General features: G+C 71.5%; 22 protein-coding genes. 12 read left to right on the top strand and 10 right to left on the bottom strand.

The annotated features are described in order from the left end of the window. Positions 1-2: 2 nt before the first annotated feature. From JQX11_RS19935 to JQX11_RS19965, 7 genes are all read left to right on the top strand, one after another. Positions 3-194 (top strand): hypothetical protein, encoded by a 192-nt coding sequence (locus tag JQX11_RS19935; protein WP_145921118.1) that lies wholly within the window; start codon positions 3-5, stop codon positions 192-194. After that, positions 191-751 carry a DUF2637 domain-containing protein gene (locus JQX11_RS19940; RefSeq protein ID WP_204926441.1) on the top strand — a complete coding sequence of 187 codons (561 nt, stop codon included), beginning with the start codon at positions 191-193 and terminating at the stop codon, positions 749-751. Before JQX11_RS19935 ends, JQX11_RS19940 begins: the two co-directional genes overlap by 4 nt. Further along, positions 748-2,499: a replication initiator gene (locus JQX11_RS19945; protein ID WP_204926442.1), complete on the top strand. Its 1,752-nt coding sequence runs from the start codon at positions 748-750 to the stop codon at positions 2,497-2,499. The genes JQX11_RS19940 and JQX11_RS19945 overlap by 4 nt, the downstream gene beginning before the upstream one ends. 2 nt (positions 2,500-2,501) lie before the next feature. Further along, entirely contained in the window at positions 2,502-2,681 is a 180-nt protein-coding gene (locus JQX11_RS19950) for a helix-turn-helix domain-containing protein (protein ID WP_204926503.1), read from the top strand. Next, positions 2,681-3,883 (top strand): site-specific integrase, encoded by a 1,203-nt coding sequence (locus JQX11_RS19955; RefSeq protein WP_204926443.1) that lies wholly within the window; start codon positions 2,681-2,683, stop codon positions 3,881-3,883. The genes JQX11_RS19950 and JQX11_RS19955 overlap by 1 nt, the downstream gene beginning before the upstream one ends. Before the next feature lie 116 nt (positions 3,884-3,999). Next, a complete protein-coding gene (locus JQX11_RS19960) occupies positions 4,000-4,170 on the top strand; it encodes a hypothetical protein (RefSeq protein WP_204926444.1) in 171 nt (56 codons plus the stop codon). 52 nt (positions 4,171-4,222) lie between these two features. After that, a complete protein-coding gene (locus JQX11_RS19965) occupies positions 4,223-5,008 on the top strand; it encodes a maleylpyruvate isomerase family mycothiol-dependent enzyme (protein ID WP_204926445.1) in 786 nt (261 codons plus the stop codon). A gap of 82 nt (positions 5,009-5,090) precedes the next feature. Here JQX11_RS19965 and JQX11_RS19970 read toward each other — a convergent pair whose 3' ends face one another. The 7 genes from JQX11_RS19970 to JQX11_RS20005 all read right to left on the bottom strand — a co-directional run bounded on the left by JQX11_RS19970 (position 5,091) and on the right by JQX11_RS20005 (position 11,715). Next, positions 5,091-5,564 carry a hypothetical protein gene (locus tag JQX11_RS19970; protein ID WP_204926446.1) on the bottom strand — a complete coding sequence of 158 codons (474 nt, stop codon included), beginning with the start codon at positions 5,562-5,564 and terminating at the stop codon, positions 5,091-5,093. A gap of 202 nt (positions 5,565-5,766) precedes the next feature. Further along, positions 5,767-6,105 carry a hypothetical protein gene (locus JQX11_RS19975; RefSeq protein ID WP_204926447.1) on the bottom strand — a complete coding sequence of 113 codons (339 nt, stop codon included), beginning with the start codon at positions 6,103-6,105 and terminating at the stop codon, positions 5,767-5,769. A 266-nt stretch (positions 6,106-6,371) separates the two neighbouring features. Then, on the bottom strand, positions 6,372-6,872 hold the full coding sequence (locus JQX11_RS19980) for a hypothetical protein (RefSeq protein ID WP_204926448.1): 501 nt from the start codon (positions 6,870-6,872) through the stop codon (positions 6,372-6,374). A 157-nt stretch (positions 6,873-7,029) separates the two neighbouring features. Continuing rightward, positions 7,030-8,610, bottom strand: coding sequence for a hypothetical protein (locus JQX11_RS32625; protein WP_232378174.1), 1,581 nt, complete (start codon positions 8,608-8,610; stop codon positions 7,030-7,032). A gap of 256 nt (positions 8,611-8,866) precedes the next feature. Further along, positions 8,867-9,373, bottom strand: a complete 507-nt coding sequence (locus JQX11_RS19995; protein ID WP_307826266.1) for a roadblock/LC7 domain-containing protein — start codon at positions 9,371-9,373, stop codon at positions 8,867-8,869. Then, on the bottom strand, positions 9,370-9,741 hold the full coding sequence (locus tag JQX11_RS20000) for a hypothetical protein (RefSeq protein ID WP_088644871.1): 372 nt from the start codon (positions 9,739-9,741) through the stop codon (positions 9,370-9,372). The genes JQX11_RS19995 and JQX11_RS20000 overlap by 4 nt, the downstream gene beginning before the upstream one ends. 414 nt (positions 9,742-10,155) lie before the next feature. Beyond that, on the bottom strand, positions 10,156-11,715 hold the full coding sequence (locus tag JQX11_RS20005; protein ID WP_204926451.1) for a hypothetical protein: 1,560 nt from the start codon (positions 11,713-11,715) through the stop codon (positions 10,156-10,158). A 72-nt stretch (positions 11,716-11,787) separates the two neighbouring features. Between JQX11_RS20005 and JQX11_RS20010 the strand changes: the two genes are divergently transcribed. Both JQX11_RS20010 and npdG read left to right on the top strand, forming a co-directional pair. Next, the gene (locus JQX11_RS20010) at positions 11,788-13,218 is read left to right on the top strand and encodes an RNB domain-containing ribonuclease (protein WP_204926452.1); all 1,431 of its coding nucleotides are present in this window, start codon (positions 11,788-11,790) and stop codon (positions 13,216-13,218) included. A gap of 153 nt (positions 13,219-13,371) precedes the next feature. Beyond that, a complete protein-coding gene (gene npdG / locus JQX11_RS20015; protein WP_204926453.1) occupies positions 13,372-14,070 on the top strand; it encodes an NADPH-dependent F420 reductase in 699 nt (232 codons plus the stop codon). Positions 14,071-14,158: 88 nt separating this feature from the next. Here npdG and JQX11_RS20020 read toward each other — a convergent pair whose 3' ends face one another. The 3 genes from JQX11_RS20020 to JQX11_RS20030 form a co-directional block, all read right to left on the bottom strand. Continuing rightward, entirely contained in the window at positions 14,159-14,671 is a 513-nt protein-coding gene (locus tag JQX11_RS20020; protein ID WP_204926454.1) for a hypothetical protein, read from the bottom strand. 114 nt (positions 14,672-14,785) lie between these two features. Beyond that, positions 14,786-15,631, bottom strand: coding sequence for a 3-methyl-2-oxobutanoate hydroxymethyltransferase (panB, locus tag JQX11_RS20025; RefSeq protein ID WP_204926455.1), 846 nt, complete (start codon positions 15,629-15,631; stop codon positions 14,786-14,788). Between the two features lie 148 nt (positions 15,632-15,779). Next, positions 15,780-17,540, bottom strand: a complete 1,761-nt coding sequence (locus JQX11_RS20030; protein WP_204926456.1) for an NAD+ synthase — start codon at positions 17,538-17,540, stop codon at positions 15,780-15,782. A gap of 245 nt (positions 17,541-17,785) precedes the next feature. On the opposite strand from JQX11_RS20030, the gene glnA reads away from it, so the two are divergent. The 3 genes from glnA (at position 17,786) to JQX11_RS20045 (ending at position 23,111) form a co-directional block, all read left to right on the top strand. Beyond that, positions 17,786-19,135, top strand: a complete 1,350-nt coding sequence (gene glnA, locus JQX11_RS20035) for a type I glutamate--ammonia ligase (RefSeq protein ID WP_088644813.1) — start codon at positions 17,786-17,788, stop codon at positions 19,133-19,135. A 172-nt stretch (positions 19,136-19,307) separates the two neighbouring features. Beyond that, positions 19,308-19,733 carry a DUF350 domain-containing protein gene (locus tag JQX11_RS20040; RefSeq protein WP_204926457.1) on the top strand — a complete coding sequence of 142 codons (426 nt, stop codon included), beginning with the start codon at positions 19,308-19,310 and terminating at the stop codon, positions 19,731-19,733. 348 nt (positions 19,734-20,081) lie between these two features. After that, entirely contained in the window at positions 20,082-23,111 is a 3,030-nt protein-coding gene (locus tag JQX11_RS20045) for a carbohydrate binding domain-containing protein (protein WP_204926458.1), read from the top strand. Positions 23,112-23,134 lie beyond the last annotated feature (23 nt).

Below are 23,134 nucleotides of genomic sequence, written 5' to 3' on the forward strand. Positions count from 1 at the left end.
CCATGACCACCCTCGCCCGCGTCATCAACCGGCTCCGGCGTCCGCTGCGCATCCGGCTCGTCGGCCCCGCCGACCAGACCGCCGCCGCCCTGCACGGCCTCGCGCACATGGTCAACCGCCGCCCCGACATGGCCGACCGGCGCATCCGCATCGACCTCACCATCCGCGAGAAGCCGATGCAGGAGTGGCGATGACCGCACGCACCGAAACCGCCGTACGCCTGGTGATCCTGCTCGCCATCGGCACCATGGCCGGCGCTGCCGCCTTCACCCACGTCCACGACCTGTCCGTCGCCCACGGCCAACCCGACTGGATCGGCTGGGCCAACGCCGTAGCCGTCGAACTGATGACCATCTACCTCGGCCTGGAACTCCGCGCCCGCCGCCGTGCCGGTCGACCCGTCGGCCTGGTCGGCTCACTCCTGGTCGCGTTCGCGCTGCTCTCCCTCGCCGCCCAGGTCGCCGAAGCCGAACCGTCGGTGTGGGGCTGGACCGTGGCGGCCGTGCCCTCCCTGGCGTTCCTCGCCCTGGTCAAGGTCGTCCTGTCCAACGCCCCCGCCGTGCCGCCGGCTCCCGCACCAGACCAACCCCCAGGCGACTGGTACGAGGTGCCCGAGCAGACCACCACCGACCCGGAACCCCAGCGTCCGGCCGACCCCGTCCAGCCGGCTGCCATCTCTGCTCCGGCGGCGGTGCTGCCTCCGCGTGTCGTTCCCTCGAACCGGCCGCACGTCGTCGGGATCATCCGATGACCGCCCCCACCCTGCCGGGCCTCGAACCCGTCGCCCCGACCTCGGCTGTTGCTCCTCGGCCGGGGTCGCGGGCGGCCCGCATGGCGCTTCCTCGCTCGGTCGATGTGCTCAAGGAGATCGCCGCCGAGTACGGCGTCTGCGTGCGTCCCCTCGCCATGCGCCGCACCGATCTCGACACCGGCCTGACCGAAGTCATCGACCTGCCCTGTGGGGCCACCCGGGAAGACAAGTGCGCCCCGTGCGCCAAGAAGAACCGCCGACTGCGGCAGGCCCAGATCCGGGAGGGCTGGCACCGCGACGACGAACCATTGCCGCCACCGGAACCGGCGACCGAGGAACAAAAGGCACTCATCCTGTTCCGTGCGCACCTGGAGTTCTCCCGCGACGAGGCGATCCGCGCCGCCGAGTGGGAGCAGGTCGAAGAACTCGACGAGGGAATCCGCGAGGTCGAAGAGGCCATCACGGCGGAGGGTCTACGCGGGCGGGTCGGACCACCCCACGCCGGCGTCGACGAGGACGCCGACGACGACACCGGCCGCCGGCGCAAGCGCTCCACCAAACGGCGGCAGGACGCACCCGAGCTGCCCCGCCGAAAGGTCGAACGGCGCACCGTCGGCAGGACGTACACCGCTGCGGACGGCACCACCTACCGGCCGTCGATGTGGCTGACCCTCACCCTCGACTCCTACGGCCCGGTCCGCCCCGACGGCACCCCGGTCAACCCCGACCGGTACGACTACCGCCGCGCCGCCTGGGACGCCGTCCACTTCCCCCGACTCCTCGACCGGTTCTGGCAGAACCTACGCCGCTGCGAGGGCTGGAACGTCCAGTACGCCGGCTGCGTCGAGCCGCAACGCCGACTCGCCCCACACGCGCACTTCGCCATCCGGGGCACGATTCCCCGCGACACCCTGCGCACCGTGGCGGCGGCGACGTATCACCAGGTGTGGTGGCCGGCGGTCGACGTCCAGCAGTACACCGCCGACCGGCCTCCCGTGTGGAACGAGGACGCTTCGGCGTGGGTCGACCCGGACACCCGGCACCCGTTGACCACCTGGACGGAAGCGCTCGACGCCATCGACGAGGACCCGGAAGCGGAACCGGTGCACGTCGTGCGCTTCGGTACCCAGGTCGACGCGCGGGGAGTCATGCCCGGCACCACCGACGCGGAACGGACCATCCGGTACGTCACGAAGTACATCACCAAACACACCGGCGACGTCCACAAGGCAACCACCGACCGGCAACGCAAACACCTCGACCGGCTCTGGCGGGAACTACGCGTCACCCCCTGCACCGACCGGTGCGCCAACTGGCTGCTCTACGGCATCCAACCCAAGAAGGCACACGCCAAGCTTAAGCCGGGCCGCTGCAAGGGCAAGGTCCACCAACGGGACACCCTCGGCATCGGCGGCCGACGCATCCTCATCTCCCGCGACTGGTCCGGCAAGACGCTCAGCGACCACAAGCACGACGTCCGGGCCTGGGTGCGGTCGCTGCTTGGTGTCACGGTCGGCCTGGATGGGGTCGACGACCAGGGCGCCACCGTCGAACCGGTCCGGCACGCCTGGGAACTCGCCCGACCCGATGACCCTGACGTGCCGGCCATGGCTCACCGGCTGCTGCGGTCGATCAGCGAGCGTGCCCGCTGGCGCTCCGAACTGCTCGCCGCCAAGGACCGGGCCGCGCAGCTCCCCGACGACGGATCAGCAACAGGAACGGGCGACATAACGGGGGAGGGGCTGTGACGGTGGTGAACGATGAGCTCTGGACGGTGCAGGAGGTGTCGGCCTATCTCCGGGTGCCGCAGGAAACGCTGTACCGCTGGCGCAAGGTCAAATACGGACCGCCGGCGGCTCGGGTCGGCCGGCACCTGCGATACGAACCGGAAGCAGTCCGAGCGTGGTTCCGTGAGCAGGCGGCGGCCTGATGGCACACGTAGAAGATCGCTGGTACAACGTCGTTCGGCATCCTGGCGGCCGTACTGAGCGTGTGAAGTCCGAGCGGTTCGGTAAGGGTCTGCGCTACCGCGTCCGGTACATCGGGCCGGATGGCCGGGAGCGTAGCCAGTCCTTCCCGGACCGGGCCAAGCGCGACGCTGAGGCGTTCCTCGTCTCGACGGAGACGGACAAGCTGCGGGGCTCCTACGTCGACCCGGTCGCCGGCCGGATGACCTTCGCCGAGTACGCCGAAACCTGGCTCCGTACCCGCTCGTTCGACGAGTCGACCCGGGAGAGCACGGAGTTCCGGGTACGGAAACACCTGCTCCCGTTCTTCGGCGCGCGGAAGCTGGCCGAGATCAAGCCGGGGCACGTCCGGGAGTGGGACGCCGCGATGGTCGGCAAGCTGGCCCCGGCAACCCGGGCCGTCGTCTTCGCCCATCTGCGGACCATCCTCGGCGCGGCCGTCGACGACGAGCGGATCGCCAAGAACCCGTGTTCGGCAAAGTCAGTCACCCCACCGCGACCGGTGCAACGTCGGGTGGTGCCGTGGCGGTACGAACAGGTTTCGGCAATCCGCGGTGGCCTCGCCCAGCGGTACCGCCCGATGGTCGACCTGGGCGCGGGCTGCGGGCTGCGGCAGGGCGAGATCCTGGGGCTCGGCGTCGACGACATCGACCTTGACGCGGGGTGGGTGCACGTCTCGCGTCAGGTCAAGCTCGTCCGCTCCCGGCTCGTCTTCGGGCTGCCCAAGAACGACCGTGACCGCCGGGTGCCGCTGCCCGACTCCGTCGCCCAGGTGCTGCGCCAGCATCTCGACGACTTCGCCCCGGTGCCGCTCACCCTGCCGTGGGAGAACCCGGCCGACGACGAGCGGGTCACGGTGCCGCTGCTGTTTACCACGACCCGGCGGGGTGCGATCAACCGGCGCACCTTCGACAACAAGAGTTGGCGACCGGCTGTCGTGGCGGCCGGCATCACGCCGACCAGGGCCACCGGGATGCACGCGCTACGCCACTTCTACGCCTCGTCGCTGCTCGACGCGGGGGAGAGCATCAAGGCCCTCGCCTCGTACCTCGGCCACGCCGACCCCGGCTTCACCCTCCGCGTCTACACGCACCTGATGCCGGCCAGCGAGGAACGCACCCGCAACGCGATCGACGAACTGTTCGCCTCGGGGGATAAGCCCTGACGGCCCAGCGACGGCCCACAGCGGTTGTCGCCGGGCTCCGCCCCAGCTCAGCGGGCATTTCACCTTCGTAATCCGGCGTACAGGTCGACTCGTCCGTCGCCCACCAGCTCAGAGCCGTGATCAAGGCTCTGAGCTGGTTCTATGTTCGGGTGTCGATGATCTACCCCGGCTTCACCCCTCCGGTCTACACCCACCTGCTGCCCACCAGCGGGGAACGCGCCCGGCGTGCGACCGACGATCTCTCCCAAGAACCCCCGGCCGACGACCTGACCTCCGACCTGTTGTGATCGGTAGCGAAATTCGCTGTTTGGTCGTCGGAACCCAGTGATACAAAGCCCGGTGCACAAAGTTCTCACGTTCTCTGACCATCTGCGGCTGATCGACGAACGGTCGACTGCCTTCCGCGCTGCGGTCGCCGCAGCACCCAGCCTCGACATGCAGGTGCCGACCCATCCCGGGCGGACGCTGTTCGATCTCGTGCAGCACGTGGGCATGAGCCGCCGCAAGTCAGCCGCCATCGTCGCCGCTGGGCCCGCAGACGCGCCTCCGGAGAAGTCGGCCTGGGATGACGGCACGGGTGCGCCTCGTGAACGCGATGCACTGCTGGTCTGGTGGACGGAGTCCGTCGAATTGCTGACGAGCGCGCTACGTGAGGCTGGCCCGGACCGCAGGTGTTGGACGTGGTGGGATGACTCGCCGTCACCGCAAACCTCTGGTGCGTGGGCCCGGTGTCAGGTGCCGGAGATCGCGGTGCACACCTACGACGTCCAGCTCACCCTGGGTGCCCCGCAGCCGCTACCGGAGGAGGTCGCCCTCGACGGTTTCGACGACTGCCAGTTCACCCTCTGCGCGACGACGGTCGCCTGGCCGCATGCCGCAGCCGTCGTCGACTACCACGCCACCGAGGGCCGTTCCTGGCGCCTTCGGCTCTCCCACGCAGGCGCGGACGTCGCCCGCCTCACGCCCGGTGCCGCAGAGGGCATCGGTACGCCCGACGCCTCCGCCGAGGGCACGGCCAGTGACCTGGTCATGTTCTTCTACGGCCGGATACCGCTGGAGTCGCTGAAGTTCGAAGGCGACCGTCGTGTCTTCGATCAGCTCGCGGCCTGGGATCCATCTGTGTGACAACCAACGACACGGTGTGACGATCTTGAGCCGGCATCCAGGTCGACTCGTTCGTCGCCCACCAGATGCGTATCGGCTCCGCTCACCGCAGGGTGGTCCGTTCATCGATGCTGTGACGTGGATCGGTGAGGAAGACGTCGAGGGAAACGGGGCCGTGGGCGATGTTCCACGTGTCCAGACGGTAGAGCCAGTCTCCCGTGCAGTGATCGGTGAAGCGGTAGTTGATCTGCCAGCGCAGCCAGTGGCCCCGGGTGAGGCGTACGGCCGGCGGGCGACGGTGTCGGCGGGGCATGCCCCGGGCCGGCGGGATCACCTCGACGCGGATGTGGTCCCCGTCGTGACGAAGCTGGACGGCATCGCGGGCTGGCACGCCGTCGTGCAGTCGGGCATGCGGTTGAAACCTGTCCCGCTCGTGCATGGTGACTTCATGGGTGTGGCGGGCGTGGATCTGCGGTAGCGCGAACGCCGAGGGCGCGGCGTTGCGGCGGCCGGCGTGGTGACCTCCGCGTGACTGCTTGGTCCAGCAGACGCGTACCCACTGAGCCACGAGGTCCACCCGATCGATGCTGCCTGCTCCCTGGTCGCCGGACAATCCGATACCGCTCCCGTGGGCGTGCAGGCAGCGACGCATGGGCTCGCTGGTCGCGAGGTGCCGACGGTGTGACAAGTCTGAGCCGTATTTTGCCTCGGCTCAGACTTGTCACCCCGGTGCCCCGCCTATCCTGAAATGCGATTCCGGGACACCCGTCGGAGAATGGTCAGCTGCGTGCTTCCAGCCAGCGGTAGCTCAGGATGACACCGATGGCGGGGCATTCCCTGCGGGAGATGCGGGTCGCCGACGTTCCCGTGTTCTTCCATTCCCCGTAGTAGTCCTGGCCGTTCGAGCAGTGGATGCCCACCCGATGTGTTCCGGTACCCGACGTGCACTTCGTCGTGCCACCGATCCCCACACCGTCCTCGTAGATGGTCGCGACCTCGCAGTTGCTCGGGAATGCGTGTGCCGGCGTTGCTCCCACCAGTCCGGCCGCACCGACCATGGCGACCACCGCGACTCGGCCGAGTTGACGGCGAACGCCCTTAGTCACGAAACTCTTCATTTGCTATCTCCTCGCCTGCGGGAAAGGACTCGGCGGACGCCGAGGCTCCACATTGAGGATCCCCGTGTATCGTCGTACGACTGCCTGTGACCTTAGCAATCGGTTCGGTTGCGGCCAACCCCGGGCGCGCACAATTCTTGTCGAATCGTCGCGACAGCGTTTCTGGCGCTGAAAGACAACGCAGAATGGCATGCACGGACAACGTCGACCGTTGATTGCGGGACTTTCGTGCCATTCCGACCTGCGGCACCGCCAGCACGTCCGTGTCAGTCGTGGTCGCGGCAGCCGACCTGGTCGCCGATCTCCTTCGGGATGCCGTACGGGCTGCACTCCAGCGCGCTGCCCTCGCCGATCTTCTTCCACCCGCTCGCCGAGTGCTCGAACACCAGCACCCCGTCCCCCTGCTGCGACGGGTCGACGGCGAGCACCCCGGCGGTCGCCCACTGCCGGACGCATTTGATGTGGTCGGGGTCGATCCGGTGGGTCTTCCTGTCCAGCCCGGACACCTGCTGGAGGGTCGCGGCACCGACCGGGCAGGCCGCTCGGGTGGCCGCCGGGGCGGCGGACGCCGTGCCGCGCGTCGGCGACGGGCTGCCGGCGGACGAGGGGACGGCGGTGCCGCCGGGTGGGGGCGACGCGGCGTCCGAACCGGTCACCGGGCCGGGGGAGCCGGAGCCGGCCACCGGACCGGCCGGCGCGGGGTCGCAGGCGGCCAGTGCCGCCAGCAGGGCGAGGGGTACGAGGGCACGCAGGGCGTTCAGGGACATCGTTCCTCCAGATCGGACGTCGCCGGGACTCTGTGGAGTACACCCCTGGGCGGTGGTGCAGGTTTACCGCTGTCGGGCATCCGATCGGTGTGTGGTCGCGGTGCAACGACAGGGTCGTCCGGGCGTCGACGACGCCCGGACGACCCGTCTGTTCAGCTCAGGCGGTGCACACGCGACCCCCGTCGGCGGCCAGGCTGGCGAGGGAGCACACCTTCAGCAGCGGATAGTGCGGCCCCATCACGGTGGCGGCCGTCTCCGCCGTGCTGTCCACCGGCACGTTCTGGGTGGCGTGCGGGAATCCGGCCACCGGCAGCAGGTTCCGCAGCAGCACCATGTGCGGGGCCAGCGGGTACGAGACGGAGAACGGCAGGAAGGTCGCGTCGGCCACCGCCTCGATGGCCGCCCGCTGCTGCTCCCGGCCGAGCACGTACGTGTAGTAGCCGTGCCGGTCGAGGCGGGTGTCGTCGTCGTAGCGGCAGCCGAGACTCGCCGGCGCGTCGGTGAACCGGTTGATCACGACGGGCTTGACCTGGCCGCCGAGGTTGGTGCACATCGAGAAGTAGCGCAGGTCGGCGTGCCGGCGCGGCCAGATGCCCGGATGGTTGCCGGTGACCGCCCGTGGTGCCCGACCCCGGATCACCAGCACCTGGTCCGCCGCGGGCGGGGTGACCCAGGTCCCGAGGTAGGCGTTGTCGGGGTTGGGGGCGAGGTTCTCCACCTCCGACGTCCGGGTGAAGAGCTTCTGCCCGGTCTCCTCCGGATGCCCCGGCCCACCCGGATGCCCCGGCCCGCCGGGTCCACCTGGTCCGCCCGGCCCGCCCGGCCCGCCGGGTCCGCCCGGTCCGCCGGGTCCACCTGGTCCGCCGGGTCCGCCCGGCCCACCGGGATGACCAGGTCCGCCGGGGTGACCGGGTCCACCAGGGCCAGGGCCGCCGGGGTGGCCGGGTCCACCGGGGCCGGGGCCGCCGGGGCCGGGGCCGCCGGGGCCAGGACCGCCGGGATGGCCGGGTCCGCCGGGATGCCCCGGCCCGTCCCCGGGACCGCCTGCGCCGGACAGCCCCGCCTCCCGGGCGTTCGCGGTCGCCGGGGTGGTGGGGGTGCCGCCGCCTCCCGGCGGGCAGGGCGGCAGGGTCTGCGACACCCCGTCGAGGGTGAGGGTCATGGTGGGCAGGACGACGGTCGCGTCGCCACCGGCGGGCAGGTAGACCCGGAAGATGACCGACGCCTTCGCGCCGGGCAGTGCGTCCTCCCGCGCCAGGGGCATCCGGTTGGTCTGCCCGAAGGCCACGTCGTGGGCGATGGTGAGGGTGAACCGACCGCCCGGCGCGGCACCGGTCTGCCACGGATTCCTGCTGCCCGCGTCCGGCGTGATGAGGTAATCGGGCATGCTGGAGCTGACGCCATTGCGGGTGAAGTAGGTGGGCTTGTCGTCGTACACGTTGAAAGATACGTACCTGGCGTCGGGGAAGGTTCCGGAGAGGGTGATTTCCAGGCCCGGCGTGACCGGATAGACGGTCGACCAGTAGGTGGCGGCGGTGTCCGGCCAGTAGGCGTTCAGGCTCGTCGCCCCGTACTTCGACGGCCAGGCGCAGGTGGGCATGGTGACGCCGGAGCCGACGGCACGGTCTGCCTCGGCGGGGGCGGCTACCAGGGGGACGGTCAGCGCGAGCAGCCCTGACAGCAACAGTAACTGCCGACGCGTGGCCCGCGTCGCAGGTGCGGATACGGAGAGTCGCATGCGTCGACTTGATCAGAAACATGTGTCGACGTAGTTACTTTCACGGTCAATTATCGTTGCTGTGTCGCGCGTTTTCGGCCAATCTGTGATTACTATTTCCCGGCAGTGGAGATTATTTCGGAAAAGCCAGTTCCAGGGTGTCTGGTCGGCTGCTGCGGTGGAGTGTGGACAGAGGTCGGGATTCACCCGTTAGATCGGGTCTTCCGTCCCTTCCGGCGGGGGAGCGGCGTGCACGGCCGCGCCCCCGCCGTGCGGGTCAGTCCTCCGTCGGTACCGGCGTCAGCAGCGCCGCGATCCGGCCGGCCACCCCCGGGGCGTTCAGGTGCAGCCGGGCGACGTTGACGGTGTCCGTGCCGATCACGGCGAGCAGGGCCTGCTCGCTGACCGCGTAGACGCTCAGGTAGCCGCCCTGGTTGCGGACCGTCGACTGTTGGAAGTCGCCCTGGCCCAGCCGCATGCCGACCTGCCGGCCGAGGCCGAAGGTGGTCGCGGCGAGCGCGGCCAGGTCGTTCGGGTCCACCTCGTTCTGCAGGTTGTGCGTGATGAGCAGGCCGTCGACGCCACCCAGGACGCAGCCCTGCACCCCGGGGATCTCGTGCCTGAGCTCCGCCAACTCACGACTGATCGCCGGGTACGGCAGCGAGCGGTCCCCGGCCAGCGACGGCGGGAGCGGCCGGGCGGCAGGCGGGGCGGCGGCGCGGGACGCGCGGGCGGCGCGGGACGCGCGACGGGGCAGGGCGGTCTCGGTCTTGTCTGCGGTCACAGTTCCAGGCTCTCCTCGATGGTGCGCAACTGGTGCCGGGCCATCGCCAGGTTGGCCCGGCTCTTGCTCACCATCAGGTAGAGGAAGAGGCCCTTGCCGGTGCGGCCGGTCAGCGGGCGAATCAGATGGTACTGGCTGCCGAGGGTGATCAGGATGTCCTCGATCTCGTCCTCGATCTTGAGCATCTCCAGGGTGCGCATCTTGGCGCGGACGACGTCGGTGTTGCCGGCGGCGGCGACGGTCAGATCTATCTCGCCGGTGCCGCCGGCCACGCCGAGGGTCATGCCGCTGCTGTAGTCGACGAGCGCCACCCCGATCGCTCCGTCGATATTCATCGCGTTCTTCAGGGCGACGTCCAGGCTAGCCACGGTGGTGTTCTCCCGGTTCGGCAGGGCGGCGCCGTCGACATCGTCGTCGTCCCGCCCAGGTGGCGGGCGATGGCAGCGCCGCAAGAGGTCTGACGAGGCTCGCACACACCCCGGGTCGGTCGCACCCGGGGCCGCCGCATCGGGGCTGTCCGGCCGACCCGGGTCGGCCGGCGGTCCCGTCGAGGGGACCAGGTGAGGGATGGTCCGTCTCGGCGGTGACCTGATACCAGGTACCTGGTCCGGATGGTAGGGCCGGAAGTCCCCGACCCGTCGGCCACCGCGCGCCACGGCGGCTGTCCCGACCGTGGACACCACGGACGACGGTTCAGCCGGACCAGGCGACGGTCCGGGCCGTCCGGTCGAAGTGCCGGCCCAACTCCGCGTCGAGACGCTCCATCCGGCTGTCGTCCAGCGTCACCGTCGGCTCCTGCGGGGTGCGGGCGGTGAGCATCCGGTGGCGTAGCCCGGCCGGCGGGTGCGGGCGTCCGGCGTCGTACCACCGGCTTTTCGGCCCACCCCGCGCGGCGTTGCGGCGGCCCCGCAACCCGGGCCGATCCGGTGTGGCGGGGGCCGGTTCCGACGACGTCCGGGCAGGTCGGGGGCAATTTCGCGGTTTCGCCTCCGGGACCGTCGAGCACGTCTACTGTGGATGTGGTCGCGACCAATTGCGGCGATCCGGTGGCGGTCGGGCTGCGCCCGGTGCACAGTGATCTCATGAACGACAGCGGAAGTGGTGGGCACTACTACTGGTGCACCCGACACCACCGGGTCGAGACCGATGCCGACGTGTGCCCTGCCAAGCACGTTCTCGGACCGTATCCCTCGGCTGCCGACGCGGAGAACGCCCTGCAGAAGGTGCAGGAGCGTAACGAGGCGTGGGAGGCCGAAGACGCCCGCTGGGCCGGGGAGGGCAACTGAACGGCGCGGGACGGCCCGCGTCGAGGACTCCGTGCCTCCGTGAGGAGGCACGCGGGAGCATGTCCCCAAGGAGGGAACCGAGATGGCCGAAGCAGCACAGGCCACCACCCGCCCGGCCGCGACGAAGACCGCCGCCGCGCAACGAACCGCAGGCGCGACCCGGAGCACCGCGGCCCGCCGCTCGACCACGACCACGGCTGCGGCCCGCAAGGCGTCGGCCGGTCGGGCCACGGCGAGCGCGGCGGGCGCCGGCTCGGGCCGGACCCCGTCCACCGGCACCGCCAGGAAGACGGCGACGAAGGCCCCGGCCGCCAGGAGCACCGCGTCGAAGGCCCCCGCCTCGAAGTCGACGGCGAAGAAGGCGCCGGCGGCCCGCAGTGCCGCGTCGAAGGCCCCCGCGTCGAGGTCCACGGCGACGAAGGCCCCGGCGAAGAAGACCGCCAGCAAGACCACCACCGCCGCCCGTAAGACCGCCGGGGCGGCGAAGAAGACCACTGCCGCCGCCCGGAGCACCGCGGCGAAGAAGACCACCACGGCGAAGCGGACCGCCGCCGCGGCGGCGAAGAAGACCACCGCCACCGCCCGGACGGCAGCCAAGAAGGCGACGGCCGCGAAGAAGACGTCACCCGGCAGGAAGACGACACCCGCCGCGAAGAGCACGGCCGCCAGGAAGACCACGGCCGTGAAGAAGACGACGCCCGCGAAGACGACGGCGGCCCGCAAGACCACGCCCGCGAAGAGGGCCACGCCCGCGAAGAAGACCACGGTGGCGAAGAGGACCACGGCGGCGAAGAAGGCCACGCCCGCGAAGAAGGCCGCCGCCACGAAGGCACCGGCCCGCAAGTCGACCGCCAGGACCGCCCCCGCGTCGAAGTCGACCGCGAAGGCGGCGCCGGCCCGGAAGACGAGCGCGACGACCGCCCGCAAAGCAGCGGCGACGAAGACCACGGGTACGACCGCCCGCAAGTCCACCGCCCGCAAGGCCACCGCCCGTAAGGCGCCCGCGCGGACGGCGGCGGCGCGGGCCACCGCACCGGCGCGCGCCCGCAGGACCACCGGCTGACCGTACGGGGCCTGCGGCCCGATCGCCGGCGAGCGGATCACGCGGCACGCTGCCAGGATTGACCCGTGGTCATCCGACGTGTGCTCGCGCCCCGCATCGACTTCGGCGCGCTGCGCCGTGAGCTGGGACTGCCTGACGGCTTCCCGGCCGCGGCGCAGCGCGAGGCGGACGAGGCGGCCGACGCCCCACCGCCCGCCGTGGCCGACCGTACCGACGTCCCGTTCGTCACGGTCGACCCCGCCACCTCCCGCGACCTGGACCAGGCGATGCACCTCAGCCGTCGACCCGGCGGCTACCGGGTGCGGTACGCCATCGCCGACGTCGCCACCCACGTACGCCCCGGTGGGCCGCTGGAGGAGGAGACCTGGCGGCGTGGGCAGACCGTCTACCTGCCCGACGGCAACGTGCCGTTGCACCCGCACACCCTCAGCGAGGGTGCCGCCAGTCTGCTGCCCGACGTCGACCGGGCGGCCGTGCTGTGGACCATCGACCTCGACGCCGACGGGGCCACCGTCGCCGTCGGACTGGAACGCGCCCTGGTACGCAGCCGCGCCAAGCTGGACTACCCGGGCGTGCAGGTGGCCGCCGACGCCGGCCGGCTGCCCGACCCGATCGCGTTGCTACCCGAGATCGGTGCCCTGCTCACCGCCCGTGGCCTGCGCCGGGGCGCGGTCAACCTGCCCCTGCCCGAGCAGGACGTCGAGCCCGACGGGGACGGGTGGCGGCTGGTGCTGCGCGGTCCCGGCCCGATGGAGGACCACAACGCCCAGATCTCCCTGCTCACCGGGATGGCGGCGGCGGACATCATGCTGGCCGGCCGGATCGGGCTGCTGCGCACCATGCCGGCCCCGAAACCGGAGGCGGTGGCCCGGTTGCGCGCGGCGGCGGCCCCGTTGGGCGTGCACTGGCCCGACGGGGTACGGGTCGGCGAGGTGCTGGCCGGGTTGGACGCCTCCCAGCCCCGGGCCGCCGCCTTCGTCGACCAGGCGGCCGAGCTGATGCGCGGCGCGGCGTACACGGCGTTCGACGGTGAGCTGCCGGAGCAGCCGGAACACGGCGGGGTGGCCGCCGCGTACGCCCATGTCACCGCCCCGCTGCGCCGGTTGGCCGACCGGTACGCCACCCAGGTGTGCCTGGCCCTGCACGAGGGCCGCGAGGTGCCGGACTGGGCCCGGTCGGCGCTGCCCCGGCTGCCGGAGGTGATGGCCTCGACCGACCGGACGGCGGGGGCGGCCACCCGGGGCGCGATCGACCTGGCGGAGGCGGTGCTGCTGGAGCACCGGGTGGGGGAGACGTTCTCGGCGGCGGTGCTGGACACCGACGCGCCCCCGAACGGCCCCGCGAAGCCCGGCCGGGTTCCCGGCGGGACGGTGGCGTTGGACGATCCGCCGGTACGGGCCCGCTGCACCGGTGAGCTGCCGCGGGGTGAGCGGGTCACCGTACGCCTGGTCACCGCCGACCCGGTCGGCCGCAAGGTGCTCTTCGAGCGGGCCTGAACCCGGACCCGGCGGCCCGGCCCTGCCCGGCGGGTCCGGTCGCGGCCTGGCTCTGCCGGACGGTCCGGTCCCCCCGCCGGGGTGGCGCGGCGGGCGGTCAGTGTCACAGTGCCTTGCGCTGCTGGTGGCGTGGCGGTTTGCGAGGATGACGCCATGGCATACGACGCGAGCACCCTCCCCGACGTGTCCGGGCTGACCGTCGGCATCATCGGCGGCACCGGCGACCAGGGACGGGGGCTGGCCTACCGGTTCGCCCGCGCCGGCCAGCGGGTGCTGATCGGGTCCCGCTCCGCCGACCGGGCGGCCGAGGCGGCGGCCGAGATCGCCGCGCTGCCCCGGCTGCCCGCCGGGGTCGACGTGACCGGCGCGGACAACGACGAGGTGGCCCGCCGCAGCGACGTGGTGGTCGTCGCGGTGCCGTGGGACGGGCACGCGGCCACCGTCGGCGCGCTGGCCGGGCCACTGGCCGGCAAGATCGTCGTGGACTGCGTGAATCCGCTCGGCTTCGACAAGCAGGGCCCGTACGCGCTGCCGGTCGCCGAGGGCAGCGCGGTGCAGCAGGCGGCGGCCCTGCTGCCCGACTCCCGGGTCTGCGCGGCGTTCAACCACGTCAGCGCGCCGCTGCTGGCCGACCCGGAGATCGACCGGATCGACCTCGACGTGTTGATCTGCACCGAGGAACGGGAACTGGTCGACATCGTCGGCGCGTTGGCCGCCCGGATCCCCGGCATGCGCGGCATCTACGCCGGCCGGCTGCGCAACGCCCACCAGATCGAGGCGTTCACCGCCAACCTGATCGCCATCAACAAGCGCTACAAGGCCCACGCCGGGGTCCGGGTCACCGACCTCTGAGACCGAACCCCGCCTCCTGCCGCGATCTTGAAGGGAAAGTGCCCCCGGGGGCCGGTGCCCTCCAAGATCGCGGCGGGTGGGGCGGTACTCAGAAGTTGGTGTCGACGCCGGCCTTCTTGCAGGCGGAGTTCGCCATCGCGCTGGTCTTCTGGAACTCGGGGGCGTCGGCGGCGGTGTCCAGGTTCGCCGCCGTCGCCACCCGGCCGGACGCGACCCCGAACGCGGCCAGCGCGGTGACCGCCTCGCTGGCGGGGGCACCGGCGGTGGCCTTCGCCAACTCCTGCGCCATCTCCGTGTAGGCCTTGCGGATCGTCGGCGTGGGGTCGCCACCGGACGTCGCGGCCTTCATCACGTCGGCCTTCGTCGTGTCGGCGATCTTCTTGGCCGCCGTGCAGAGCTTCTTGTCGGCCGCCGGGTCGGCGGCGGCGGTCGGGCCGCCGGTGCTCGGGTCGGTGGTGGCCGGGTCGGTGGTGGCCGACGGGGCGGCAGTGGTGGCCGACGCGCTGGCGGACGTCGACGGCGCGGCCGTGGGCGACGGTTCCGCCTCGCTGCACGCCGCGAGGGCCAGCACGGAGACACAGGTCAGGACGACTGTTGACAAGCGAACATGATCCACGGGCGGAACCCTAGCCGCTCCCGCCGCACCAGGGGACCCCCGGCCTGCGGTGGCTCGTTCCGCGACGGTGGGGCGGGGGCACCGCCCCACCGTCCGTAATCAGAAGGTGTGCTCGGTGGCGGGGAAGTCGCCGCCACGTACCTCGTCGGCGAACCGGCGGGTCGCCTCGGTCAGCGCCCCGGCCAGGTCGGCGTAGCGCTTGACGAACCGGGGGGCCTTCCCGGTACGCAGCCCGGCCATGTCCTGCCAGACCAGCACCTGGGCGTCGGTGTCGGGGCCGGCGCCGATGCCGACGGTGGGGATCGCCAGTTCGGCGGTGACCCGCTTGGCGACCTCGCCCGGCACCATCTCCAGCACCACCGCGAACGCGCCCGCTTCGGCCACCGCCCGCGCGTCGGCGAGCACCTCGTCGGCGGTGTCGCCGCGCCCCTGCACCCGGTAGCCGCCCAGGGTGTGCTCGCTCTGTGGGGTGAAACCGATGTGCGCCATCACCGGGATGCCCGCCCCGGTGATCGCCGCGATCTGGTCGGCGCAGCGCCGGCCGCCCTCCAGCTTCACCGCGTGGCAGCCGCCCTCCTTCATGAACCGCACCGCCGTACGCAACGCCTGCGTCGGCCCCTCCTCGTACGAGCCGAACGGCAGGTCGCCGACGACCAGGGTGTGCCGGGTCGCCCGGACCACGGCGCGCACCAGCGGCAGCAACTCGTCGACCGTCACCGGCAGGGTGGTCTCGTAGCCGAACACGTTGTTCGCCGCCGAGTCGCCGACCAGCAGCGCGGGGATCCCCGCCTGGTCGAAGATCCCGGCGGTGTACTGGTCGTACGAGGTGAGCATGGCCCACCGGTCGCCGCGTTCCTTGGCGGCGATCAGGTCGCGGGTGCGGACCCGGCGGGTGGCCGGCCCGCCGTACAGGGCGGTCACCTCGGTCGGGGTGGACTCCACCATGACTGTCTCCTTTCCTCGAGGCCGCTGTCGCGGTCCCCGGGTTCTGCCGCGATCGTCGCACCGCACGACCGGTCGACGGCAGGGAACAGTGCAGGATTTCACTCCGCCGGGGCGGCGCCGACCGACCGGGGTCGGCCGGCCCGGATGATCAGCCGTCCTCGCGCCAGCGGTTGGTGATCGGCAGCCGACGGTCGCGGCCGAACGCCTTCATCGAGATCTTCGTGCCCGGCGCGGACTGCCGACGCTTGTACTCGGCGGTGTCCACCAGCCGCAGCACCTTGTCGACCACCGCCGGGTCGTGGCCGGACTCGATCAGGCCGGCCCGGCCCAGGTCACCGTCCACGTAACCGATCAGGATCGGGTCCAGCACGTCGTAGTCGGGCAGGCTGTCGCTGTCGAGCTGGCCGGGGCTCAGCTCGGCCGACGGGGGCTTGCCGATGGAGTTCTCCGGGATCGGCGGGGTCTCGTAACGGCGGGCCGCGTCGGCGTTGCGCCACTTCGCCAGCCGCCAGATCAGCGTCTTCCAGACGTCCTTGACCGGGTTGAACCCGCCGACCGAGTCGCCGTAGAGGGTCGAGTAGCCGACCGCCAGCTCGCTCTTGTTGCCGGTGGTGAGGACCAGGTGGCCCTCCTGGTTCGACAGTGCCATCAGGATCACCCCGCGCACCCGGGCCTGGAGGTTCTCCACCGCCACCCCCGACAGCGAGATGTTCGCCAGGAAGGTGTCCACCATCGGCTGGATCGGCTCGACCCGGTAGTCCAGGCCGGTGCGCTTGGCGAGGTCCTCCGCGTCGGCCCGGGAGTGCTCCGAGGAGTGCTGGCTGGGCAGCGAGACACCGACCACCCGCCGGGGTCCGAGCGCGTCGACGGCGAGCGCGGCCACCACCGCCGAGTCGATGCCGCCGGACAGGCCCAGCACCACCGAGGGGAACCGGTTCTTGTTGACGTAGTCGCGCAGGCCCAGCACCAGCGCCTGCCACACCTCGGCCTCGTCGGCCACCGGCGCCAGCGTGCCGCCGTCGGCCGCCGGCCCGGTCGGGGCCGCCGGCACCACCTCGACGGTACGGCGGACCACCCGCATCCCGTCGGCGAGATCCTCGGTGTCGGCGGCGTGCGGGCCCGCCCCGGCCAGGTCCACGTCGTGCACCAGCAGGTGCTCGACGAACTGCGGCGCGCGGGTGAGCAGGTCGCCGTCGGGGGTGACGATCATCGAGTCGCCCTCGAAGACCAGTTCGTCCTGGCCGCCGACCATGTTGACGTACGCGATAGGCGCACCGGCCTCGGCGGCCCGGCGACGCACCAGCGGCAGCCGGACGTCGTCCTTGTTCAGCTCGTACGGCGAGCCGTTGATGTTGACCACCAGACCGACGCCGGCCTGCCGGGCCACCGCGAACGGGCCGCCGGCCTGCCAGAGGTCCTCGCAGATGGTCAGCGCGACGTCCACCCCGCCCACCCGGACCACGGTCAGGGTGTCGCCGGGCACGAAGTAGCGGTCCTCGTCGAAGACGCCGTAGTTGGGCAGGTGGTGCTTGAAGTAGTGGGCCACCACCCCGCCCCGGTGCAGCAGCGCGGCGGCGTTGCGGGCCCCCCGGCCCGGCTGGGCGTCCCCGCTGACCTGCGGCGGCCCGTCGGCGTCCAGGTAGCCGACCACGACCGGCAGGTCGCCGAGGCCGTCGGCGGCCAGGTCGGCGGCGAGCTGCCGCAGCGCGGCCTGCGAGGCGGCGACGAAGGAACGACGGAAGACCAGGTCCTCGACCGGGTAACCGGTGAGCACCATCTCCGGGAAGGCGACCAGCTGGGCACCGGCGTCGGCGGCCCGCCGGGTCCAGGCGCGGATCAGCTCGGCGTTGCCGGCCGTGTCGCCGACGGTCGGGTTGACCTGGCACAGGGCCAGACGCAGGGTGGGCATGCCCTCATCTTGCCCCAGCCGCAGCCGGTCGACCCGGCGGCTGCGACGAGACGCCGGCCACCCTTTCGCCGCGCCCGCCCGGCCCGCCGCTGGTGGCGGGGCCGCCCGTCGATCCGGCCGTCGGGACACCGCAGGACGAGCGACGGCAGGTCGCGTAACGTCTGCTTAACCAGGCCGGTGAAGACTGGGCGGTCAGGACGGACCGGCCGACCGGTGCCGGACGTACGTGGCGAGGGGTTGGGGAAGTGGACCGTCAGCAGGAGTTCGTCCTCCGTACGCTGGAAGAGCGGGACATCCGGTTCGTCCGGCTGTGGTTCACCGATGTGCTGGGCACGCTCAAGAGCGTCTCAGTGGCCCCGGCGGAGCTGGAGGCGGCCTTCGAGGAGGGCATCGGGTTCGACGGCTCGGCCATCGAGGGCTTCGCCCGGGTCTTCGAGTCCGACATGGTCGCCATGCCGGACCCGACGACCTTCCAGGTGTTCCCGTTCGAGGGCGGGGTCAGCGGCGAGAGCGCCCGGATGTTCTGCGACATCCTGCTGCCCGACGGCGGCCCGTCCTGGGCCGACCCGCGGCACGTGCTGCGCCGGATGCTGTCCAAGGCGGCCGAGAAGGGCTTCACCTTCTACACCCACCCGGAGATCGAGTTCTTCCTGCTGGAGAACGGCCCGCAGGACGGCTCGGTGCCCACCGCCGTGGACACCGGCGGCTACTTCGAGCACACCACGCACGCCGTGGCGCGGGACTTCCGCCGCCAGGCCGTGCTGGCCCTGGAGCGGATCGGCATCTCGGTGGAGTTCAGCCACCACGAGGTCGCCCCCGGCCAGCAGGAGATCGACCTGCGGTACGCCGACGCGCTGACCACCGCCGACAACATCATGACCTTCCGGCACGTGGTCAAGGAGGTGGCGCTCTCCACCGGCGTGCAGGCCAGCTTCATGCCGAAGCCGTTCACCGACCAGCCGGGCAGCGGCATGCACACCCACCTGTCGCTGTTCGAGGGGGAGCGCAACGCGTTCCACGACTCCGGCGACCCGATGAAGCTGTCGAAGGTGGCGAAGTCGTTCATCGCCGGCCTGCTGATGCACGCCCGGGAGTACACCGCCGTCACCAACCAGTGGGTCAACTCGTACAAGCGGCTGTTCCCGCAGGCGTTGCCGGACCGGATCACCGAGAGCCCGGCGTACGTCTGCTGGGGGCACCTGAACCGGTCCGCGCTGGTCCGGGTGCCGGCGTACGGCAAGCCGAACTCGGCCCGGGTGGAGGTCCGGTCGCTGGACTCGGCGACCAACCCCTACCTGGCGTTCGCCGTCATGCTCGGCGCCGGCCTCAAGGGCATCGAGGAGGGCTACGAGCTGCCGCCGGGCGCGGAAGACGACGTGTGGTCGCTGAGCAGCGCCGAACGGCGGGCGATGGGCTACGAGGCGCTGCCGGAGAACCTGTCCGAGGCGATCGACGTGATGGCCGGCTCCGAACTGGTCGCCGAGGTGCTCGGCGAGCACGTCTTCGACTTCTTCCTGCGTAACAAGCGGGCCGAGTGGGAGCAGTACCGCCGCGAGGTCACCCCGTACGAGCGGCAGCGTTACCTGTCGCTGTAGCGCGTACCGCCGCCGGGCCGGGTCGTCCGCACCCGGGCCGGCGGCGGGCCCGGCCGCACCGACGGCCCGCGTATCCGCCGCTGCGGGGGGTGTCGGGGGTTGCGTGGTGCCGCTATCGTCTCGATCACCGTGCCGGCACCTCCGCCGGGCGCAGGAGGTCGGGAGGCCGTCGGTGCTGGAAGATCTGCTCACCGGAGCATGGCAGAGCGTCGTGTTCGGTGTCGTCGGGGTGGCGCTGATGGCGGCCGGCTTCGTGCTGGTCGACGTGCTCACCCCCGGCAAGCTGCGCGAGCTGATCTGGGTGCAGCGCAACGCCAACGCCGGGCTGCTGCTGGCCGCCAACCAGCTCGGTGTCGCCGGCATCGTCTTCACCGCCATCGTCACCAGCTACGACGACTTCGCCAAGGGGCTCGCCTCGACGGTGGTCTTCGGCCTGATCGGGCTGGCCGTCATGGCGCTCGCCTTCGGTGTGCTGGACATGCTCACCCCGGGCAAGCTCGGCGAGGTCATCTGCTCCGACCAGCCGCACCCGGCGGCCCGGGTCAGCGCCGCCACCCACTTCGGCGCGGCCCTGATCGTCTGCGCCTGCATCGCCTGACCCCGGCTGCCCGCGCGGCCCGTACCACCTGAGCCAGGCCCGTGGTCTGAGCTGTCCCTGCGGGGACGGTCCAGACCACGGGCCTGGCGTCGTCTGCGCCCGGTCCCGCCGGTCCACCGGATGCCCGGTGACGTGCCCCGCCTCCACCGGCCGACGGGACGGGAAGAAATTTCCGTTGGTGAAAGCTATTGCGGGCGGGTCGCGAAACCTCCTCCATACTTCACCGGGATGAACCTCTGGTTTCGGCGTATCGAAGCTGCTAACTTCCTGGCACCGCGTTCGCAACTTCTTGCAACGCCTTCAGTAGCTTGCACCCGTCGGTCGGGTGCGGGTGTCAGGAGAGCCATCATGAGGCGGACCACTACCACCACCCACCGCCGACGGGCCGGCGCACTCGCGCTCGTCGTCGGCGTGGCCGCGAGCCTGTTGCCGCTCACCGCGGCGGCAGCGGCCAACACCGTCACCGTCTACTACCAACCCCAGGCGGCCTGGGGCACGTCGGTCAACATCCACTACGGCGTCGACGGCGGCAGTTGGACCGCCGTGCCCGGCGTCGCCATGGAGGCCGCCTGCGCCGGCTGGCGACGCCGGACCATCGACCTGGGCGCCGCCACCGGCCTCCAGGTGGTCTTCAACAACAACGCCGGCACCTGGGACAACAACAACGGCGGCAACTACCGGCTCGGCACCGGCGCGGTCACCGTCGCCGGGGGCCGGACTGGCGTCGGCGACCCGTGCACCACCACCCCGACGCCCACCCCGACCGCCACCCCGACCCCGACCGCCGCCCCGGGCGGTGCCACCGCCGAGGTCTGGTACCACCTCGCCAGCCGGGGATGGTCCGGCGCGAACCTGCACTACCGGCCGACCGGCGGCAGCTGGACCGTCGCGCCGGGGGTGGCGATGCAGGCCGCCTGCGCCGGCTGGGCGCGCCGCACCGTCGACCTCGGCACCGCCACCGAACTCACCGCCGCGTTCAACAACAACGCCGGCACCTGGGACAACAACAACGGGGCCGACTACACCCTGCGCGCCGGGCGCAGCACCGTACGCGGCGGGGTGGTCACCCCGGACGCCGCCGACCCGTGCCTGCCCGCCACCCCGGACACCACACCCCCGGCCACCCCCGCCGGGCTCGCCGCCACCGCCGACGGGTTGTCCGTCACGCTGTCCTGGACGGCCGCCACCGACGACCGGGCAGTCACCGGGTACGAACTGACCCGTACCGGCGGCACCGGTGGGACCACCACCGTCACCACCACGGCGACCCGGTACGTGGCGTACGACCTCGCCGCGGGCACCGCGTACAGCTGGACGGTGCGGGCCCTCGACGCGGCCGGCAACCGGTCGGCGGCGAGTGCGCCCGCCACCGCGACCACCGGGGCCACCCCGCCGGTGGGCGGTTCGCCGCTCGGCGGTGACCCGCGCGAGGACAGCATCTACTTCGTGATGACCGCCCGCTTCGCCGACGGCGACGCCACCAACAACCGGGGCGGCAGCCAGCACGTCAGGTCCGGCAACGCGGCGAACGACGACCCGATGTTCCGGGGGGACTTCAAGGGCCTGGTCGACAAGCTGGACTACATCAAGGGGCTGGGCTTCTCGGCCATCTGGATCACCCCGGTGGTGCTCAACCGCTCCGACTACGACTTCCACGGCTACCACGGCTGGGACTTCTACCGGGTGGACCCCCGGTTGGAGAGCCCCGGGGCCAGCTACCAGCAACTCATCAACGCCGCCCACGCCAAGGGCATGAAGATCTTCCAGGATGTGGTCTACAACCACAGCTCCCGCTGGGGCGCGAAGGGGCTCTTCGTCCCCACCGTCTACGGCGTCCGCGACGAGCAGTGGAAGTGGTACTACGACCAACCGCAGGCCGGCCGGGAGTACGACCCGATGGTCGAACACGACGGCAACGACCCGACCCTGACCGCCGCGCAGAACGCCAAGGCCAAGGGCCGCCCCTACAACGGCGACGTCTGGTCGGGCACCGCCCCCACCGCCAACCGCTGCCTCAACTGGGGCACCCCCAACGGCGCGTACAGCCAGGAGGGCTACACCGTCTACCACTGCCAGTGGCCGGTGCCGACCGGCAGGCTCTTCCCCGCCGACCTCTACCACCAGTGCTGGATCGGCAACTGGGAGGGCGAGGACGCCCGGAGCTGCTGGCTGCACGAGGACCTGGCCGACTTCAACACCGAGAACGCCACCGTCCAGCAGTACCTGATCGACGCGTACAACAGGTACATCGACATGGGGGTGGACGGCTTCCGGATCGACACCGCCGTGCACATCCCCCGGGTCACCTGGAACCGGCGCTTCCTGCCGGCGATCCAGCAGCACGCCGTCGCCCGGCACGGCGCGAAGGGCCGGGACTTCTACGTCTTCGGCGAGGTGGCCGCGTTCGTCAACGACAAGTGGAACCGGGGTTCGGTCAACCACTCCGCGCAGTTCTTCACCTGGAAGGAGCGCAGGGAGTACAGCCCGGACGACGTGAAGGCCGCCATCGAGCAGTACGACTACGAGCAGCTGATCGGCACCGGCGGGCAGCCGACCAGCGACAACGCGTTCCTGCGGGGCAACACCTACCACGCGCCGGACCACTCGAAGTTCTCCGGCATGAACGTCATCGACATGCGGATGCACATGAACTTCGGCGACGCCGGCAACGCCTTCGGCAACGGCCGGGACTCCGACGACAGCTACAACGACGCCACCTACAACGTCGTCTACGTCGACAGCCACGACTACGGGCCGAACAAGTCGAACGCCCGCTACGCCGGGGGCACCGACGCCTGGGCCGAGAACATGAGCCTGATGTGGACCTTCCGCGGCATCCCGACGCTCTACTACGGCTCCGAGATCGAGTTCCAGAAGGGTGCGAAGATCGACTGCGGGCCGACCTGCCCGTTGGCGACCACCGGTCGGGCGTACTACGGCGACCACCTCGCCGGCAGCGTCACTGCCACCGACTTCGGGGTGGTCGGCAGCGCCAGTGGGGCGGTGGCGACCACGCTCAGCGCGCCGCTTGTCAAGCACGTACAGCGGCTCAACCGCATCCGGCGGGCCATCCCGGCCCTGCAGAAGGGCCAGTACTCGACCGAGGGGGTCAGCGGCAACCAGATGGCCTACAAGCGCCGGTTCACCGAGGGCGGGGTGGACAGCTTCGCCCTGGTCACCGTCTCGGGCACGGCCACCTTCACCGGGGTGCCGAACGGGACGTACCGGGACGCGGTGACCGGGGACGTCCGGGCCGTCACGAACGGCACCCTCACCGCTGCGGTCAGCGGCCGGGGCAACCTGCGGGTGTACGTGCTGGACCTGCCCGGCAACCCGGCCCCCGGCAGGATCGGCACCGATGGTCCCTACCTGAGGTGACCACCTGCCCCCGTCCGCCCCGC

This window comes from Micromonospora humida, from assembly GCF_016901255.1.
In the GTDB taxonomy this organism is placed as follows: domain Bacteria; phylum Actinomycetota; class Actinomycetes; order Mycobacteriales; family Micromonosporaceae; genus Micromonospora; species Micromonospora wenchangensis.

Coding starts and splice junctions, on each gene's coding strand:
- JQX11_RS19945 (WP_204926442.1), top strand. CDS start 748: ATGACCGCCCCCACCCTGCCGGGCCTCGAACCCGTCGCCCCGACCTCG.
- JQX11_RS20030 (WP_204926456.1), bottom strand. CDS start 17,540: ATGCCCACCCTGCGTCTGGCCCTGTGCCAGGTCAACCCGACCGTCGGC.
- npdG (WP_204926453.1), top strand. CDS start 13,372: ATGGCATACGACGCGAGCACCCTCCCCGACGTGTCCGGGCTGACCGTC.
- JQX11_RS32625 (WP_232378174.1), bottom strand. CDS start 8,610: ATGCGACTCTCCGTATCCGCACCTGCGACGCGGGCCACGCGTCGGCAG.
- JQX11_RS19940 (WP_204926441.1), top strand. CDS start 191: ATGACCGCACGCACCGAAACCGCCGTACGCCTGGTGATCCTGCTCGCC.
- panB (WP_204926455.1), bottom strand. CDS start 15,631: ATGGTGGAGTCCACCCCGACCGAGGTGACCGCCCTGTACGGCGGGCCG.
- JQX11_RS19955 (WP_204926443.1), top strand. CDS start 2,681: ATGGCACACGTAGAAGATCGCTGGTACAACGTCGTTCGGCATCCTGGC.
- JQX11_RS19975 (WP_204926447.1), bottom strand. CDS start 6,105: ATGAAGAGTTTCGTGACTAAGGGCGTTCGCCGTCAACTCGGCCGAGTC.
- JQX11_RS19935 (WP_145921118.1), top strand. CDS start 3: ATGACCACCCTCGCCCGCGTCATCAACCGGCTCCGGCGTCCGCTGCGC.
- JQX11_RS20045 (WP_204926458.1), top strand. CDS start 20,082: ATGAGGCGGACCACTACCACCACCCACCGCCGACGGGCCGGCGCACTC.
- JQX11_RS19980 (WP_204926448.1), bottom strand. CDS start 6,872: ATGTCCCTGAACGCCCTGCGTGCCCTCGTACCCCTCGCCCTGCTGGCG.